The organism is Streptomyces sp. NBC_01210 (assembly GCF_036010325.1).
In the GTDB taxonomy this organism is placed as follows: Bacteria; Actinomycetota; Actinomycetes; order Streptomycetales; family Streptomycetaceae; genus Streptomyces.
Map to the genome: position 1 here is coordinate 1,463,619 of NZ_CP108549.1, position 15,510 is coordinate 1,479,128.

General features: G+C 67.9%; 13 protein-coding genes, 1 rRNA gene, 1 pseudogene and 1 riboswitch. Of the genes and pseudogenes, 3 read left to right on the plus strand and 12 right to left on the minus strand.

What is annotated here, in order from left to right; genetic code table 11:
* Positions 1-402 precede the first annotated feature (402 nt).
* Both OG735_RS06490 and OG735_RS06495 read left to right on the plus strand, forming a co-directional pair.
* Entirely contained in the window at positions 403-990 is a 588-nt protein-coding gene (locus OG735_RS06490; RefSeq protein ID WP_327322176.1) for a hypothetical protein, read from the plus strand.
* A 287-nt stretch (positions 991-1,277) separates the two neighbouring features.
* A complete protein-coding gene (locus tag OG735_RS06495) occupies positions 1,278-1,484 on the plus strand; it encodes a DUF5999 family protein (protein WP_326648482.1) in 207 nt (68 codons plus the stop codon).
* A gap of 74 nt (positions 1,485-1,558) precedes the next feature.
* Here the strand turns inward: OG735_RS06495 and gcvP are convergent, their stop codons facing one another.
* A complete protein-coding gene (gene gcvP / locus OG735_RS06500) occupies positions 1,559-4,444 on the minus strand; it encodes an aminomethyl-transferring glycine dehydrogenase (RefSeq protein ID WP_327322177.1) in 2,886 nt (961 codons plus the stop codon).
* A gap of 178 nt (positions 4,445-4,622) precedes the next feature.
* Positions 4,623-4,720: riboswitch (glycine riboswitch) on the minus strand.
* Positions 4,721-4,783: 63 nt separating this feature from the next.
* Here gcvP and OG735_RS41855 point away from each other — a divergent pair.
* A pseudogene (locus OG735_RS41855) lies at positions 4,784-4,984 on the plus strand (PRC-barrel domain-containing protein); the annotation flags it as partial.
* Between the two features lie 143 nt (positions 4,985-5,127).
* Here the strand turns inward: OG735_RS41855 and OG735_RS06510 are convergent.
* From OG735_RS06510 to rrf, 11 genes are all read right to left on the minus strand, one after another.
* Positions 5,128-6,699 carry a DNA polymerase IV gene (locus tag OG735_RS06510; protein ID WP_442812383.1) on the minus strand — a complete coding sequence of 524 codons (1,572 nt, stop codon included), beginning with the start codon at positions 6,697-6,699 and terminating at the stop codon, positions 5,128-5,130.
* Between the two features lie 38 nt (positions 6,700-6,737).
* A complete protein-coding gene (locus tag OG735_RS06515) occupies positions 6,738-7,307 on the minus strand; it encodes a MerR family transcriptional regulator (protein ID WP_442812384.1) in 570 nt (189 codons plus the stop codon).
* Positions 7,308-7,474: 167 nt separating this feature from the next.
* Positions 7,475-7,948, minus strand: a complete 474-nt coding sequence (locus OG735_RS06520; protein WP_006123076.1) for a bifunctional nuclease family protein — start codon at positions 7,946-7,948, stop codon at positions 7,475-7,477.
* Between the two features lie 53 nt (positions 7,949-8,001).
* The gene (gene ftsR, locus OG735_RS06525; RefSeq protein WP_327322178.1) at positions 8,002-8,751 is read right to left on the minus strand and encodes a transcriptional regulator FtsR; all 750 of its coding nucleotides are present in this window, start codon (positions 8,749-8,751) and stop codon (positions 8,002-8,004) included.
* 42 nt (positions 8,752-8,793) lie between these two features.
* Positions 8,794-9,741, minus strand: a complete 948-nt coding sequence (locus OG735_RS06530; protein ID WP_327328224.1) for an FHA domain-containing protein — start codon at positions 9,739-9,741, stop codon at positions 8,794-8,796.
* Between the two features lie 82 nt (positions 9,742-9,823).
* Complete coding sequence (locus tag OG735_RS06535; protein WP_327322179.1) at positions 9,824-10,615, minus strand: DUF881 domain-containing protein; 792 nt, start codon at positions 10,613-10,615, stop codon at positions 9,824-9,826.
* A 5-nt stretch (positions 10,616-10,620) separates the two neighbouring features.
* The gene (locus tag OG735_RS06540; protein WP_003970459.1) at positions 10,621-10,953 is read right to left on the minus strand and encodes a small basic family protein; all 333 of its coding nucleotides are present in this window, start codon (positions 10,951-10,953) and stop codon (positions 10,621-10,623) included.
* Positions 10,950-11,879: a DUF881 domain-containing protein gene (locus OG735_RS06545; protein WP_327322180.1), complete on the minus strand. Its 930-nt coding sequence runs from the start codon at positions 11,877-11,879 to the stop codon at positions 10,950-10,952. The genes OG735_RS06540 and OG735_RS06545 overlap by 4 nt, the downstream gene beginning before the upstream one ends.
* A gap of 97 nt (positions 11,880-11,976) precedes the next feature.
* On the minus strand, positions 11,977-14,472 hold the full coding sequence (locus OG735_RS06550) for a mannose-1-phosphate guanyltransferase (RefSeq protein ID WP_327322181.1): 2,496 nt from the start codon (positions 14,470-14,472) through the stop codon (positions 11,977-11,979).
* Between the two features lie 113 nt (positions 14,473-14,585).
* A complete protein-coding gene (locus tag OG735_RS06555) occupies positions 14,586-15,194 on the minus strand; it encodes a CDP-alcohol phosphatidyltransferase family protein (RefSeq protein WP_327322182.1) in 609 nt (202 codons plus the stop codon).
* Positions 15,195-15,342: 148 nt separating this feature from the next.
* A 5S ribosomal RNA gene (gene rrf / locus OG735_RS06560) occupies positions 15,343-15,459 on the minus strand.
* Between the last annotated feature and the right edge of the window lie 51 nt (positions 15,460-15,510).

The window sequence follows — 15,510 nt, forward strand, 5'->3', positions numbered from 1 at the left end:
ATAACGCCCCACGCACAGCGCGCGACCGGTAGTGTGGTCAGAGACTCCAGTGGCACATTCCTTAGGCATGGTGCAGTACGCAGTTACCACTGCCCGATGCCTCGTAAAAAACACCGACTGGTTTCAGCCGTCCGCGCCGCAGGTAGAATCCCAGGCCGCAGCCCTGTCTTCATGAAATGTCGACAGAAAGGCCGCCGGAGAAGGACCTGATACCGCCTTGCCGGAAATACGTGGGACCGCTAGCAGAAACACTGTGAGAACACGTGTCGTATAAACTCTGCAAACGAGGTAGAGAGTTGGCGCCCGGTGGCCTTTCCGGCCCCCCTCTGGCCCCGCACGCTGACAGTGCCGTCCGCACCTGCCCACGCTCCAACGTGTCTCCGAAGTGAGAGGCGACCCACCATGCCGCTGCATGTCCCCACGGCTCCCGCGCCTGCCCTGCGCACCGTCCTCATGGCACTCGGTTCTCCCACAGCCGTCCGCGAGGCTCGCACACCAGCTCTCAGGTCCGTCCAGGGCCCGCTGAGCCCCGAACTGCCGCTACCCGTCCACGTACTGGACCAGATCGCACCGAGCGGTGGTGCCCCCTACACCCGCCTCGCCGGCTGGCGCTTCCTGATCCGCAGCGGCGAACGCGCCGTGGCCGCGGCGGAGACGATGCTCACCGCCGACGGCTGGACCTTCTCGCACTTCTTCGAAGGCCCCTACCTCAGCTCCACCGAACGGGCGCTGCGCCAGGCCGAGTCGATGCACACTCCCTTCCAGCCGCGCCTGCTCTCCATTCCCGAGCTCTACATGCTCACGCTCTGGCTGCACGGGGACACGGACGCCGACGCCTCATCCGGCACACCCCTGCCCACGGACGTACTGGTGCCGCTGGCCCCCGCGCCACCCGGCATCGCGGCGCACCGTCCGCACCGCGTCGCCGATCTGCTGCCGGTGATGACGCTGCGGCTTGCCCCTGCCCCGCTGCTCGGCTCACCCGCCTGAAAAACCGCACGTCGCGCCCCGTGACCACCCGGTCGCGGGGCGCACTCCTGCCCCATCCGGACTAGCCCATACCGGCCCCCTCGAACCACCCGAAAGGACAATGGAGTTGAGCTGAACCGTCCGCCCGGGTGATACGTCATTAACCAGTAAGAAGAGCTGCCGCGAAATCCCTGCGGAATGACGCCCGTGGGGCAACACTGGGAGCGGACCGACAGATACGGGGGGCGGCCATGAACACCTCATCAAGCCGCAGGACACTCACTACAACGCAGCGAGAGAACCCACCCATGTGCCAGCACCAGCCACTCTGCCCTACATCCGACTCAGCCGACCGGGAAGCAGCCCGTCTCGTGGCGCACCACCCGGAACAGGGCTGGAGCCTGCTGTGCAACGGCGTCCTGCTCTTCGAGGACACCGGTGAGCTGCTGCCGGACGGGCAGATCATCGCTCCGCACCGGGCGCGGGAGACCGGGCAGGTGATGACGGCCGCCTGAGGCGCCGTCGGTACGACAAGGGGGCCGGCCGGAGACTTCTCTCAGTACCGGCCCCGACGCTTGTGCTCCGCGCGTCAGTTGTCGTACTCGTCCAGCGGCGGGCAGGAGCAGACGAGGTTACGGTCGCCGAACGCACCGTCGATCCTGCGCACCGGCGGCCAGTACTTGTCCGCGGCGCTCACCCCGGCCGGGAAGACGGCCTCGTCCCGGCTGTACGCGTGCTCCCACTCCCCGCCGAGCGCGGCCGCCGTGTGCGGGGCGTTGCGCAGCGGGTTGTCCTCCGCGGGCCACTCGCCCGAGGCGACCTTCTCGATCTCGCCGCGGATCGCGATCATCGTGTCGCAGAAGCGGTCGATCTCGTTCAGGTCCTCGCTCTCGGTGGGCTCGATCATCAGCGTGCCGGCCACCGGGAAGGACATCGTCGGCGCGTGGAAGCCGTAGTCGATCAGACGCTTGGCGATGTCGTCGACGCTGACGCCGGTGGCCTTCGACAGCGGCCGCAGGTCCACGATGCACTCGTGCGCGACCAGTCCGGCCGGGCCCGTGTAGAGCACCGGGTAGTGCGGCTCCAGGCGCTTGGCGATGTAGTTCGCCGCGAGCACGGCGACCTGCGTCGCGCGCTTGAGGCCCTCGCCACCCATCAGACGTACGTACGCCCAGGAGATCGGCAGGATCCCTGCCGAGCCCCACGGGGCGGCCGAGATCGGTCCTACGCCCGTCTCCGGTCCCGCGGTCGGCTGGAGCGGGTGGTTCGGGAGGTACGGGGCGAGGTGCGCCCGTACGCCGACCGGGCCGACGCCCGGACCGCCGCCGCCGTGCGGGATGCAGAAGGTCTTGTGCAGATTGAGGTGCGAGACGTCGCCGCCGAACTTGCCCGGCTTGGCGAGGCCCACCAGCGCGTTGAGGTTGGCGCCGTCGACGTACACCTGGCCGCCGGCGTCATGCACCTGCGCGCAGATGTCGGCGACGTGCTCCTCGAACACACCGTGCGTGGACGGGTAGGTGATCATCAGCACGGACAGTTCGTCGCGGTACTGCTCGATCTTGGCGCGGAGGTCCTCGATGTCCACCTCGCCGTCGTCGGCGGTCTTCACCACGACGACCTTCATGCCCGCCATCACGGCGCTGGCGGCGTTGGTGCCGTGCGCGGAAGACGGGATCAGGCAGATGGTGCGCTGGGTGTCGCCGTTGGCACGGTGGTACGCGCGTACGGCGAGCAGGCCCGCGAGCTCGCCCTGCGAACCGGCGTTGGGCTGGATGGACACCGCGTCGTACCCGGTGACCTCGGCGAGGCGCTCCTCCAGCTCGCGGATGAGCGTGAGGTACCCGGCGGCCTGCTCGACCGGCGCGAAGGGGTGCATCTGCGCGAACTCCGGCCAGGTCACCGGCTCCATCTCGGTGGTCGCGTTCAGCTTCATGGTGCAGGAGCCGAGCGGGATCATGCCGCGGTCCAGCGCGTAGTCACGGTCGGCGAGCCTGCGCAGGTAGCGCAGCATCGCGGTCTCGGAACGGTGCTCGTGGAAGACGGGGTGCGTGAGGTAGTCGTCGGTCCGCAGCAGAGCCTGGGGCAACGTTTCCGCAGTGGTCGCGTCGAGCGCCTCGATGTCGCCGTCGACGCCGAAGGCGGACCAGACGGCGGACAGCTGTGCACGTCCGGTGGTCTCGTCGCAGGAGATGGAGACCTGGTCACCGTCGACGAGGTGGAGGTTGACCCCGCCCTCGCGTGCGGCGGCGACGACCTCGGCAGCCTTGCCCGGCACCCGGACGGTCACCGTGTCGAAGTAGGAACCGTGCACGACCTCCACACCGCCGTCCCGCAGTCCCGCCTCGAGCAGCGCCGCATAGCGGTGGGTGCGCTGTGCGATCGACCGCAGGCCCTCCGGACCGTGGTAGACCGCGTACATCCCCGCCATGACGGCGAGCAGCACCTGGGCGGTGCAGATGTTGCTGGTGGCCTTCTCCCGGCGGATGTGCTGCTCACGGGTCTGCAGCGCGAGTCGGTAGGCCTTGTTGCCGTCCGCGTCCACGGAGACGCCGACGAGTCGGCCAGGCAGGCTGCGGGCGAACTTGTCGCGTACGGCCATGTAGCCGGCGTGCGGACCGCCGAAGCCCATCGGGACACCGAAGCGCTGAGTGGTGCCGACGGCGATGTCGGCGCCCAGCTCGCCGGGCGAGGTGAGCAGGGTCAGCGCCAGCAGATCGGCGGCGACGGTGACGATCGCACCGAGCTCGTGCGCCTGCTCGACGACGGGCTTGATGTCCCGAACGGCACCGGAAGCGCCCGGGTACTGCAGCAGCACGCCGAAGACGCCGCGCTCGGCGATCTCGGCCGGAATGCCCTCGCTCAGATCCGCGGTGACGACCTCGACGCCGGTCGGCTCGGCGCGGGTCTGGATCACCGCGAGGGTCTGCGGCAGGGCGTCGGCGTCGACCAGGAAGACGCCGTCCTTGACCTTGCCGACCCGGCGGGCGAGCGACATGGCCTCGGCGGCGGCGGTGCCCTCGTCGAGCAGCGAAGCGCCGGAGGTGGGCAGGCCGGTCAGTTCGGCCACCATCGTCTGGAAGTTCAGCAGAGCCTCGAGCCGGCCCTGCGAGATCTCCGGCTGGTACGGCGTGTACGCGGTGTACCAGGCCGGGTTCTCCATGACATTGCGCAGGATGACCGGCGGCGTGAAGGTGCCGTAGTACCCGAGGCCGATCATCGGCGCCAGCACCTGGTTGCGGTCGGCGAGGGTGCGCAGCTCGGCGAGAACGTCGGCTTCGGTGCGAGCGCCCGGGAGGTTCAGCGCCTCGGCGCTCTTGATCACATCGGGCACCGCGGCAGCGGTCAGCTCGTCGAGCGAGCCGTAGCCCACCTGCGCGAGCATCTTGGCCTGGGCCTCGACATCGGGCCCGATGTGGCGCTGCTCGAAGGGGGTGCCTCGCTCCAGCTGGGAGAGCGGAATGCGGTTGGCGGTCATTAAGGAGGCCTCCTGGTCAGACACGACCTACGAGGGGCACCACGGCGCGGATGCCCGGACGGCCTCCCCCTCTGTCATCTCAACCTGAGAGCTTCACCGGCGCGCACAAAGGCACGCCGGCTTTCACCGTCGGTGAGAGCGGATGCCGTCCGACGCCCGCCCTGCTTTCCAGAGTGACCTCGTCCGTGCGGTACAGGGGCCTGAGAGATTCCGGGGAGGATTTGCTCCTTCGGCGCCACCGGTACTTTCACCGGAGGACTCTCCCGCACGGGGTCAGCAGCCGTTTGCCAGCGTACCAGCGCGCCCCCTCGCCGATCGCTCGAGTGGCCGATACCACCAATGTGCACTTTTGTAGTATTTAAACAGCAGTTGCGACCTATTGGAGGGACCGTGCAGACCGATATCGATCCGCGCAGCCTGATCGGCCGCAAGGCGTTCGACCGCAGTGGCACCAAGATCGGGACTGTGGACGAGGTGTATCTGGACGATGCGACAGGGGCGCCCGAGTGGGCGGCTGTGCGCACAGGCCTCTTCAGCCGGGACGCCTTCGTCCCGCTCGAGCCCAGCAAGGTCGTCGACGACACCCTGCACGTCCCGTACGAGCGCGCGCTGATCAAGGATGCCCCCGACTTCGGCGTGGGCCGCCATCTCTCTCCCGAGCAGGAGCTCCAGCTCTACCACCACTACGGACTCGAACTCTCCGAGCCTCCCGAGACGCCCGCTGCCTCCTCCGATCCCTCCGCCCCCTCAGACCCCTCGGCCCCGTCAGACCCCTCCGCCCCCGCCGACGGGGAGTCCGGCTCCCGCCGCGGCCCCGGCTCCCGTCCCGACCGGGACTTCGGCCGACTGGCGGGCCGGGAGGACTGACCCACGGCGTCCGCTGCCGGTGGCAGCGCCACCAGCGGCAGCGGATCGCCCGGCCGCAGATCCGGGTCGTCCACCATGAACGTGCGCACCCGCCCCGGCCGCCGCGACCCCGGCTCCTCGAACCGCACCGTGACCCGCCCCACCCCGCTGCCCTGCACCCACCCCGCCCCGTACTCGGCATGCCGTACGTCGTGCCCGGCCAGCCAGCGCCGCTCGGCGGGCGCCTCCGACTCCACACCCGCTGCGCCGGCCGCCTCGTCGGCCTCGTGCGACTCCGGATCGCCGTCCGCATCCGCGGCCTCGGCCCGCTCACCGGCGGCGGCCTGGGCGAACAGATCCTCCTGCGTGTAGTCCGCGAGCCCGGTCACGCCCACCCCCAGCAGCCGCACCCCACCCGTGGTGTCCACGGCCTCCAGCAGCCGCCCGGCGGCCTCCCGCACCACCCCGGGGTCGTCCGTCGGTCCGCGCAGCGTCTCCGAGCGCGTCAGCGTCGAAAAGTCGTACCGCCGCACCTTCAGCACGATGGTCCGCCCCGAGTGCCCGGACGACCGCAGCCGCTGCACACACCGCTCGGCGAGCCGCTCCACCTCGATCCGCACCCGCACCCGGTCGTGCAGATCCACGTCGAAGGTGTCCTCCACCGATACCGACTTCGCGTCCCGCTCGGCCACCACCGGCCTGTCGTCGTGCCCCACGGCCATCCGGAACAGCGAGGCTCCGTGCGCCTTGCCCAGCAGCCGTACGAGCTCGTCCTCGCCCGCCTCCGCCAGATCGGCCACGGTCGTCATTCCGGCCCGCCGCAGATGCTCCCCGGTCGCCGGCCCCACCCCGGGCAGCGTCCGCACGGACATCGGCCCGAGCAGCTCGCGCTCCGTGCCGGGCTCTATGAGCACCAGACCGTCGGGTTTTGCCTGCTCGGAGGCGATTTTGGCGAGCATCTTGGAGCCCGCCAGCCCGACCGAACCGGTGAGCCCTGTGACCGCTCGGATATCGGCGCGCAGTCGCTCACCGGTCCTCCTGGCCGACTCCGAGTCGTCGGCCGAGCCGCCCGCCTCCAGGTCCACAAAGGCTTCGTCCAGGCTCAGCGGCTCCACCAGCGGCGAGAGTCTGCCCAGCAGCTCCATCACCTGTTCGCTGACGGCCCGGTAGAGGGAGAAGCGCGGCACGAGATACGCGGCATTCGGCGCCAGCCGCCTGGCCTGTGCCATCGGCATCGCCGAGTGCACACCGAAGCGTCTGGCCTCGTACGAGGCGGTGGCGACGACTCCGCGCGGCCCGAGCCCGCCGACCACCACTGGCTTCCCACGCAGACTCGGCTTCGCCGCCTGTTCGGCGGCGGCGAAGAAGGCATCCATGTCCAGATGCAGAATCGTCGGCGCGGTTCTCACATCTCCGATGCTGCCCTACGCCACTGACAACGGGGTGTTCAGACGGCCCGGTCGCGCCTGCGTCTGGCCAGCTCATCGGCGGGATTGTTCCCGACCAGGGTCTCGCCGGTGTCGACCCGCTCGCCATGCAGCTGCGAGAGCGCGGCCTCGACATCCCGCCACACCACGCCCACGGCGATCCCGAAGACCCCCTGGCCGCCCTGGAGCAGATCGACCACCTCGTCGGGCGAGGAGCATTCGTAGACCGTCGCGCCGTCGCTCATGAGCGTCATACGTTCGAGATCCGTGAAGCCGCGGGCTCTCAGATGCTGCACGGCGGCGCGAATATTCTGCAGCGCGACGCCGGTGTCCAGGAAACGCTTGACGATCTTGAGGACGACCACATCGCGGAAGCTGTAGAGCCGCTGCGTTCCGGAGCCGTATGCCGAGCGCACACTGGGCTCGACCAGGCCGGTACGCGCCCAGTAGTCGAGCTGCCGATAGGTGATGCCTGCCGCCGCACACGCGGTAGGCCCGCGGTAGCCGATCGTCTCCGCAGAGAGGTCGGCCGCACTGTCGTGAAGCGGATACGGCCCGCCCGCCGCCGTACCGTCGCCGCTGCTTCTCACGCCGACCTCCGTCCTTGACCTGCCATCTCGACGGTAGGCAGTCGCCCGGGGTGCGTCAACGATCGCCACACTCGGCACGCCGAGTGATAATCACCCTGAGAGTGGTTTCTCGTGCCCCCATTCGGGGAAAGGCTACTCGAATCTGCCAACGGAGCCCGGATCAGCGGTCACTGACTGTTGGTGCCGAAGTCCTCCGGCGAGATCTGATCGAGGAACTCGCGGAACTTCTCCACCTCGTCCTCCTGCTCGTCCGGGATGGCGATTCCCGCGTCGTCGAGCACCCCGTCACTGCCGTAGATCGGCGTACCGGTGCGCAGGGCCAGCGCTATGGCGTCGGACGGCCTGGCGCTCACCTCGACTCCGCTGGCGAAGACCAGCTCCGCGTAGAAGACCCCTTCACGCAGGTCAGTGATGCGGACTTCGGTGAGCTCCTGGCCCACCGCCTCCAGCACATCCTTGAAGAGGTCATGGGTCAGCGGCCTGGCGGGAGCCATGCCCTGCTGGGCAAAGGCAATGGCGGTCGCCTCCCCGGGACCGATCCAAATGGGGAGGTACCGGTCGCCTCCCACTTCACGCAGGAGCACGATCGGTTGGTTCGAGGGCATTTCGACCCGGACACCCACAACGTCGAGCTCGTTCACACAGCAACCCTAGGACGTGCCCGACCGGTTTGGGTAGTCGGGCTCCCCCATGATCAGTGAAGCCGTACTCCGAGTGCCGTCTGCACCAGGGCCGCATGGAGCCGTACGGAGAGGGCCGCAAGCTCCTTCGTGGTCGCCTCGGCATGGGCCCTGGTCTGCGGATTACGGTGCCGCCGCAAAGGTGCCACCACCTGTTCGACGAGCCCGGCCTCACGCTCGGCAGCGGCTTTCATGGCACGCAGATGCCGCGGCTCGAGTCCGAATCTCCCCAGATCCGCGACAAGCCTGGCCACGGTCACCGACTCGGCGTCATAGGCGCCGTCCTCGTCCGGCGCGAGAAGGCCGTACGACTCCCACTCGGCCACCTCCTCCTCGCTCACCTCGGCGGAGGCGAGAAGTTCAGCCCGACCCACCCGGGCAGCGGTCGGACGCCCGGAATCGGAATCGGAACCCCAGGCGCCGTCGAGCAGTTCCCGCTGCGCGCCCTGCGCGGGCAGCTGCACCTGCTCACCGCGCCCCAGGGCGTCCAGATGCTCCCGGATGACCTTCAGCGGAAGATAGTGGTCCCGCTGCATCCGCAGCACCTGTGCCAGCCTCTCCACGTCCTCCGGGCTGAACTTGCGATACCCGGACGGCGTCCGCCGCGGCTCGACCAGCCCTTCGGCCTCCAGAAAGCGGATCTTGGAGATCGTGACTTCGGGAAACTCGTCGCGCAGCTGACTGAGCACCGTACCGATACTCATCAGCCGGTTGCCCGCGGTGGCGGTGCCGTGACCGGCACCGCCCGTCGGTGTTCGCAGCATGTACCTTCCTGGGGGTCCCCCCGGACGGAGTCTGGGGGAGGGTCACACGCCCCGCTGGCTTGCGTAGAAGACCAGCCGGTACTTGCCGATCTGGACCTCGTCGCCGTTCGACAGCAGGACCGAGTCGATCCGCTCTCGGTTGACGTACGTCCCGTTCAGACTGCCGACGTCGCCGACGCTGAAGCGGCCGTCAGGACCCCTGCGGAACTCCACATGACGCCGCGAGACAGTCACGTCGTCGAGGAAGATGTCGCTCTGCGGGTGGCGGCCGGCCGTGGTCAGCTCACCGTCCAGCAGGAAGCGGCTGCCGGAGTTCGGACCGCGGCGCACCACGAGGAGCGCCGAGCCGAGCGGCAGGGCGTCGACGGCCGCCTGGGCCTCGGGCGAGAGCGAAGGAACGGCGGTCTGCCCCGTCACCTCGGCGTCGTAGGCCTCGATGCCGGAAATGGAGATCGTCGAGGTCGTCTCCGAGGCGCGCTCCGCCGGCGCTCCGCCCCGCAGCGGCGCACCGCAGTTGGAGCAGAACCGACTGGCCTCGGCATTGCGGTGCCCACACCTCGTACAAACCAAGGCCGACATGGACGGATCCTCCTGCCGCGGCTGCCCCGCGTGGGGATTGGTCGCATACGGGTCGGAGGCAAACCCTCCACCCGTACTTGAGGTTGATGGTTCCCCGAAACCTATGCGGCCGGGACCGGCAGGGTCAACAGATGACGCGCCCTGACCGCCCGAAATGTCACCGCCCGGACCAGCGACCTCATCCCGGAAGAGCGGCCGCTCCGCGCCCTGCTCCTCACTCTGGCCATGGCGCGGCGCGCGGTGCCGGGCGTTGCCGCCGTCCTCGCGTGCGCTCTTGCCGAACAACTTCGCAAACAACTTCACGGGCGATTCCCCTTGACCCAAATAGACCCGCCCGTGGGGCAGGACGAACCCTGAATGATCACACCTGCCGACCCGGACATCCTCACAACGTCCGTAACCACCAGACAGTTTCCACCACGCGCCACGCTTGTTGTGTGCCGACCCCCCGAACCCTCATGCCCTCGTCCACCGGACCTCATGCGCCGCCGCCTCACCGCGATGACGACCGAGCGTAGTGAGGCCGCTTCGCGGGCCGCACGGCATCCACAACGATCTTCTCCGACCGCGTCACCGTGGCCGTGGCCTGCTCCTTCTCCAGCGTCTGCACCACACCGCCCGGGATGTTCAGGGCGGGCTCAAGATCCTGCGGCTTGCCGATGACCTTGAAGGTGTACGGCGCGGTGATCGGCTTGCCGTCCACCTCGATATGGCCGCCGGTGCCGGTGAAGTGAGTGTCCGCGACGACCCTGATGTTGTTGACCTGGATCGCTTCCGCACCCGCGGCGCGCAGTTCCTGAATCGTGTCGAGCAGCATGTCCGACTCGACGGTGCCGGACGGGTCCTCGATGGTCAGCGTGATGCCCGGTCCCTGCGCCGCGACCGTGCCGGCCAGAATGCCCAGCTGCTGTTCCTTCTGCAGCGTCTGCTTGCGCGCCTCTTCGGCCTGGTCCGAGCTGGTCTCCAGCTCGGTGCGCTGGTCCTCCAGGCGCTGCTTCTCGTCCTCGAGCCGCTGGGTGCGGTTGTCGAGCTCGTCGAGGATGCGCACCAGGTCCTCCTGGCGGGCGCCACGCAGCGCGCTGTTGTCGCTGTTCGAACGGACCTGGATGGCGAGCCCAAGGCCGAGGACGAACAGCAGCAAAGCGACAATGAGTTGCGCGCGCGTGACCCGGGGCGGCCACAACACCGCAACGAGCCGCTGCCGGCCGGTCAGCTGCTCGGGCTCCTCGGCAGGCGGCGCCTCCGCCTGCGGCTCCTCGCCCTTCGGGTTCTCTTCGCTGTTCATCGGCCTCACGCCCGGAAGACATGCCGACGGATCGCGGCAGCGTTGGAGAAGATCCGGATACCGAGCACCACCACCACACCCGTGGACAGCTGGGCACCGACGCCCAACTTGTCGCCCAGGAACACGATCAGCGCGGCCACCACCACGTTCGACAGGAAGGAGACGACGAAGACCTTGTCGACGAAGATGCCGTCGAGCATGGCTCGCAGGCCACCGAATACCGCGTCGAGAGCCGCGACGACAGCGATCGGCAGATAGGGCTCGACCACCGCCGGTACCTCGGGTCGGACCAACAGTCCGACCACGACTCCCACGACGAGGCCCAGTACGGCGATCACGATGTGCCCTTCCCTGTGTCAGCCGTGCCCTGCCCGTTGCCCGTCCCGGCGTCGGCGGTCTTCGGCTCTGCTGTACGTACGATCAAGCTCGGCGCCGCCGGCAGGCGCAGCTTTTCCTCGTTGGAAATGCTCGTGCGGATACCGAAGTTCTCCTGCAACGCGTGCAGATACTGTCCGTCGGCACTGTCCTGGAAGGCGGTGCTCAGCTTCTTCCCGTCCCCCACCGCAAGCACCGTGTACGGCGGCACCAGCGGTTTGTTGTCGACCAGTATGGCGTCGCCCGCCGCACGGATCGCAGACAGGGCCGTCAGCCGCTGCCCATTGATGGCGACGGCTTCCGCACCGGACTCCCACAGGCCGTTGACGATCCGCTGCATATCGCGGTCCCGTACCCGGCCCGTGTCATTGAAACCGCTGCTCTCCCGCGGTCCGTCACCGCCCTGCTGGGTGTCCTTCGCATCGTCGACGACGAGCTTCACGCCCGGCCCCTCGACCTCAGTGGCACCGGAGAGCAGCGCGACAAGTTCCCCCTGGCCCCCGCCCCCGGTCTTGAGCGCCTTCCGCTGCCGGTCCACCACCTGGTCACGGAGCTTGTCGACACTGTGCTCGAGCTCGTCCGCCGTGGTGGTCTCCGCATCGATACGGCTGATGAGCTCCTCGCGTTCCTTCGCCACGACCGGTGCAGATATCCGCGCCTGCGCGGCTCCGACGGTGACGACCACGGCCGCCAGTACGAGGCCGGCAGCGAGACCGAGCTTCGCACGCAGCGTACGGGGCAGTCCGCCGCCTTCCTCCGCCCGGCGGGCCGTCGCCTCCGCATATCCGTCGTCGAGGCTGTGCTCCATCACGTTGGTCAGCAGCGACATGGACGCATCGGGACGCGGAGGTGGAGAGCCGGTGCTCCGAACGGGGGGCTGCTGCGACATGCCGCACATCGTCGCACGTCGCAGCCGCTACCGCCGAATGGCCCCACCGGTGTGCCGGAAGCCGTCCACAGGCAACCTCCGACACACCAGCCCCACGTTAGAGACCCGCGCTGTCCACGACAGTGGCCCACTCGTCGAGCAGCGCCTGCGCCGAGGCGTCGTCCGGGCCCTCGGCCCACAAATGAGTGACGGCCTCCGCGGGGTCGGGAAGCACCATGACCCAGCGGCCATCGGGCTCGACGACCCGCACCCCGTCGGTCGTATCGACGTCCCGGTCGCCGGCCGCCTCGACGACGCGTCGCATCACCAGCCCCTTGACCGCCCACGGTGTCGCCAGATCGCGCCGCAGCACATGCGCCCGCGGAATCCGGGCATCGATCTGGCTCAGCGTGAGCTGTGTACGAGCCACCAGGCCGACCAGCCGTACGAAGGCCGCGAAGCCGTCGAAGACACTGCTGAACTCCGGAACGATGAAGCCACCGCGGCCGTCTCCGCCGAAGATGGTGGTCTCTTCCCGGCACACACGCGTCAGATCGTCGGGCGATGTGGTCGTCCACTCCACCTGTGTGCCGTGGTAGGCCGCCACCTGCTCGGCGATCCTGGTGGTCGTCACCGGCAGAGCCACCCGCCCGCTGCGCCGTTCGGCCGCGACCAGGTCGAGCAGCACCAGCAGTGCCCGATCGTCCTCGACGATCTTTCCGCGTTCGTCGACGAGGGACAGACGCTCGCCCACGGGGTCGAAGCGCACTCCGAAGGCTGCCCGTGCGGAGGCCACGATCTCGCCCAGCCGTACCAACCCGGACCGGCGGGTGTCCGCCGTTTCGGTGGGCCGGGACTCGTCGAGCCCGGGGTTGATCGTCAGGGCGTCCACGCCGAGCCGTCCGAGCAGGTTGGGCAGCACAAGTCCGGCGCTGCCGTTGGACGCGTCAATGACGACCTTGAGCCCCGATTCGGCGATGCCCGAGGTGTCGACATTGCGCAGCAGTGAGCCGGTGTACGAGTCGAAGACACTGGACGGGAAGTGCAGATCCCCGATCTCGCCAGGGAACGCACGCCGGTACTCCTGGCGCGCGTACACGCGGTCCAGCTTCCGCTGCCCGGCCTGTGAGAGGTCCGCCCCGCGCTCGTCGATGAACATGATGTCCACGGAGTCCGGCACGCCCGGCGAGGTACGGATCATGATGCCGCCGGCGCTGCCGCGCGCGGTCTGCTGACGCGCGACCGGCAGTGGCACGTTCTCCAGATCTCGTACGTCGATGGCGCTGGTCTGCAGCGCCGAGATCACGGCCCGCTTCAGCGCGCGGGCACCTCGGGAGTGGTCACGCGCCGTGGTGACGGTCGCCCCCTTCTTGAGGGTGGTGGCGTACGCACCTGCCAGCCGCACCGCCAGCTCGGGGGTGATTTCCACATTGAGGATTCCGGTGACGCCACGAGCCCCGAAGAGATGCGCCTGACCTCGCGACTCCCAGATGACCGAGGTGTTGACGAACGCGCCCGCCTCGATGGTCTTGAACGGGTAGACCCGCACATTGCCCTGGATGATCGATTCTTCGCCCACGAGGCACTCATCACCGATCACGGCACCGTCCTCGATGCGCGCGGCACGCATGATGTCGGTGTTCTTGCCGATCACGCAGCCCCGAAGGTTGCAGTGCTCCCCGATGTACACGTTGTCGTGGATCACGGCCCTATGGAGAAAGGCGCCACTCTTGACGACCACGTTGGACCCGACCACGGTGTGCTCGCGGATCTCCGCTTCGGCTTCGACCTTGGCGTAGTCACCGATGTACAGCGGACCGCGCAGCACGGCGTCCGGGTGCACTTCCGCGCCTTCCGCGACCCAGACACCCGGCGAGATCTCGAACCCGTCGATCTCCACATCGACCTTGCCCTCGAGGACATCGGCCTGTGCCTTTACATAGCTTTCGTGCGTGCCCACGTCCTCCCAGTAGCCCTCGGCGATATAGCCGTAGATCGGCTTGCCTTCCTTCATGAGCTGTGGGAACACATCGCCGGACCAGTCCACGGAAACATCGGCCTCGACGTAGTCGAATACCTCGGGCTCCATGACGTAGATGCCCGTGTTGACGGTGTCCGAGAAAACCTGTCCCCAGGTCGGCTTCTCCAGAAAGCGCTCGACCTTTCCCCCTTCGTCCACGATGGTGATACCGAATTCCAGGGGGTTCGGCACCCGGGTCAGACACACCGTGACCAGTCCGCCCTTCTCCTTGTGGAAGGAGATCAGATCGGTGAGGTCGAAGTCGGTCAGCGCATCACCGGAGATGACGAGGAACGTATCGTCCTTCAGCGCCTCCTCGGCGTTCTTCACGCTCCCCGCAGTGCCGAGTGGCTTCTCCTCATTGGCATAGGTGAGCTCCATCCCGAGTTCTTCGCCGTCGCCGAAGTAGTTCTTGACGAGTGAGGCGAGAAACTGCACGGTTACGACGGTCTCATTGAGCCCATGCCGCTTGAGCAACCGCAGCACATGCTCCATGATCGGCCGATTGACCACTGGCAGGAGCGGCTTGGGCATACTCGAGGTCATAGGGCGAAGTCGAGTTCCTTCGCCACCGGCCATCACGACGGCCTTCATGTCGGAAGCGTCCTCCTTGAAGAGACGACGGTCTAGCCGACTTCACCCGTCCAAATAGGCGCTTCTGGCGTCATGCGCGGCCAGCAACACTGCACGGCACCGCATCGACGAGGTCAATCGGCCACTGCATCCGCCTTGACGAGGCGGCGGACCTGGACCACATACAGGATCCCTGCCCACCAATACAGAGTTGTACCCCATCCCGCGAACGCCCATCCGAAAATAGCAGCCAGTGACGCAAGCCACCCCTTGTCGTCGCTGAGGAGCAGCAACGGGAAGGCGTACATCAGGTTGAAGGTAGCTGCTTTGCCCAGGAAGTTCACCTGGGGGGGCGGATAGCCGTGCCGGCGGAGGATACCCACCATCACGAGCAGCATCAGTTCCCGCGCCACTAGGGCCGCGGTGAGCCAGATGGGCAGGATCTCCCGCCAGGTCAGCCCGACGAGGGTGGAGAGGATGTAGAGACGGTCAGCGGCCGGATCCAGAATCCGACCGAGGGTGCTGATCTGGTTCCATCGGCGGGCAAGCTTGCCGTCGAGATAGTCGCTGACGCCACTGAGCATCAGCACCAGCAATGCCCAGCCATCACTCTTGGGGCCCCCGAACTCGGGGCGAAGAATCAGCCACAGGAAGAGTGGCACGCCAAGGAGACGCGCCATGCTGAGGATGTTGGGGATGGTGAGTACCCGGTCCGTCTGAACGCGGGTCTCCTGGACCTCCACCCGGGGGCCTCCTGTGCGGAATGTGCCAACGATGCCCCCTGACCCTACCCTCAGCCACGGGCCTGCTCGTACACAGGGGGTGGGACCGCTGTCCCTGAACGCAGAAAAGCCCCGCACCATAACGGTGCGGGGCTTTCCCACAATGATTGTTCGGCGGCTTCCTACTCTCCCACAGGGTCCCCCCTGCAGTACCATCGGCGCTGAAAGGCTTAGCTTCCGGGTTCGGAATGTAACCGGGCGTTTCCCTAACGCTATGACCACCGAAACTCTATGAAGATGTACGACCCGGAATCCCCACAGGGGACTCGACAGTTCG

Coding starts and splice junctions, on each gene's coding strand:
- OG735_RS06490 (WP_327322176.1), top strand. CDS start 403: ATGCCGCTGCATGTCCCCACGGCTCCCGCGCCTGCCCTGCGCACCGTC.
- OG735_RS06495 (WP_326648482.1), top strand. CDS start 1,278: ATGTGCCAGCACCAGCCACTCTGCCCTACATCCGACTCAGCCGACCGG.
- gcvP (WP_327322177.1), bottom strand. CDS start 4,444: ATGACCGCCAACCGCATTCCGCTCTCCCAGCTGGAGCGAGGCACCCCC.
- ftsR (WP_327322178.1), bottom strand. CDS start 8,751: ATGCTGCGAACACCGACGGGCGGTGCCGGTCACGGCACCGCCACCGCG.
- OG735_RS06535 (WP_327322179.1), bottom strand. CDS start 10,615: ATGAACAGCGAAGAGAACCCGAAGGGCGAGGAGCCGCAGGCGGAGGCG.
- OG735_RS06545 (WP_327322180.1), bottom strand. CDS start 11,879: ATGTCGCAGCAGCCCCCCGTTCGGAGCACCGGCTCTCCACCTCCGCGT.
- OG735_RS06550 (WP_327322181.1), bottom strand. CDS start 14,472: ATGAAGGCCGTCGTGATGGCCGGTGGCGAAGGAACTCGACTTCGCCCT.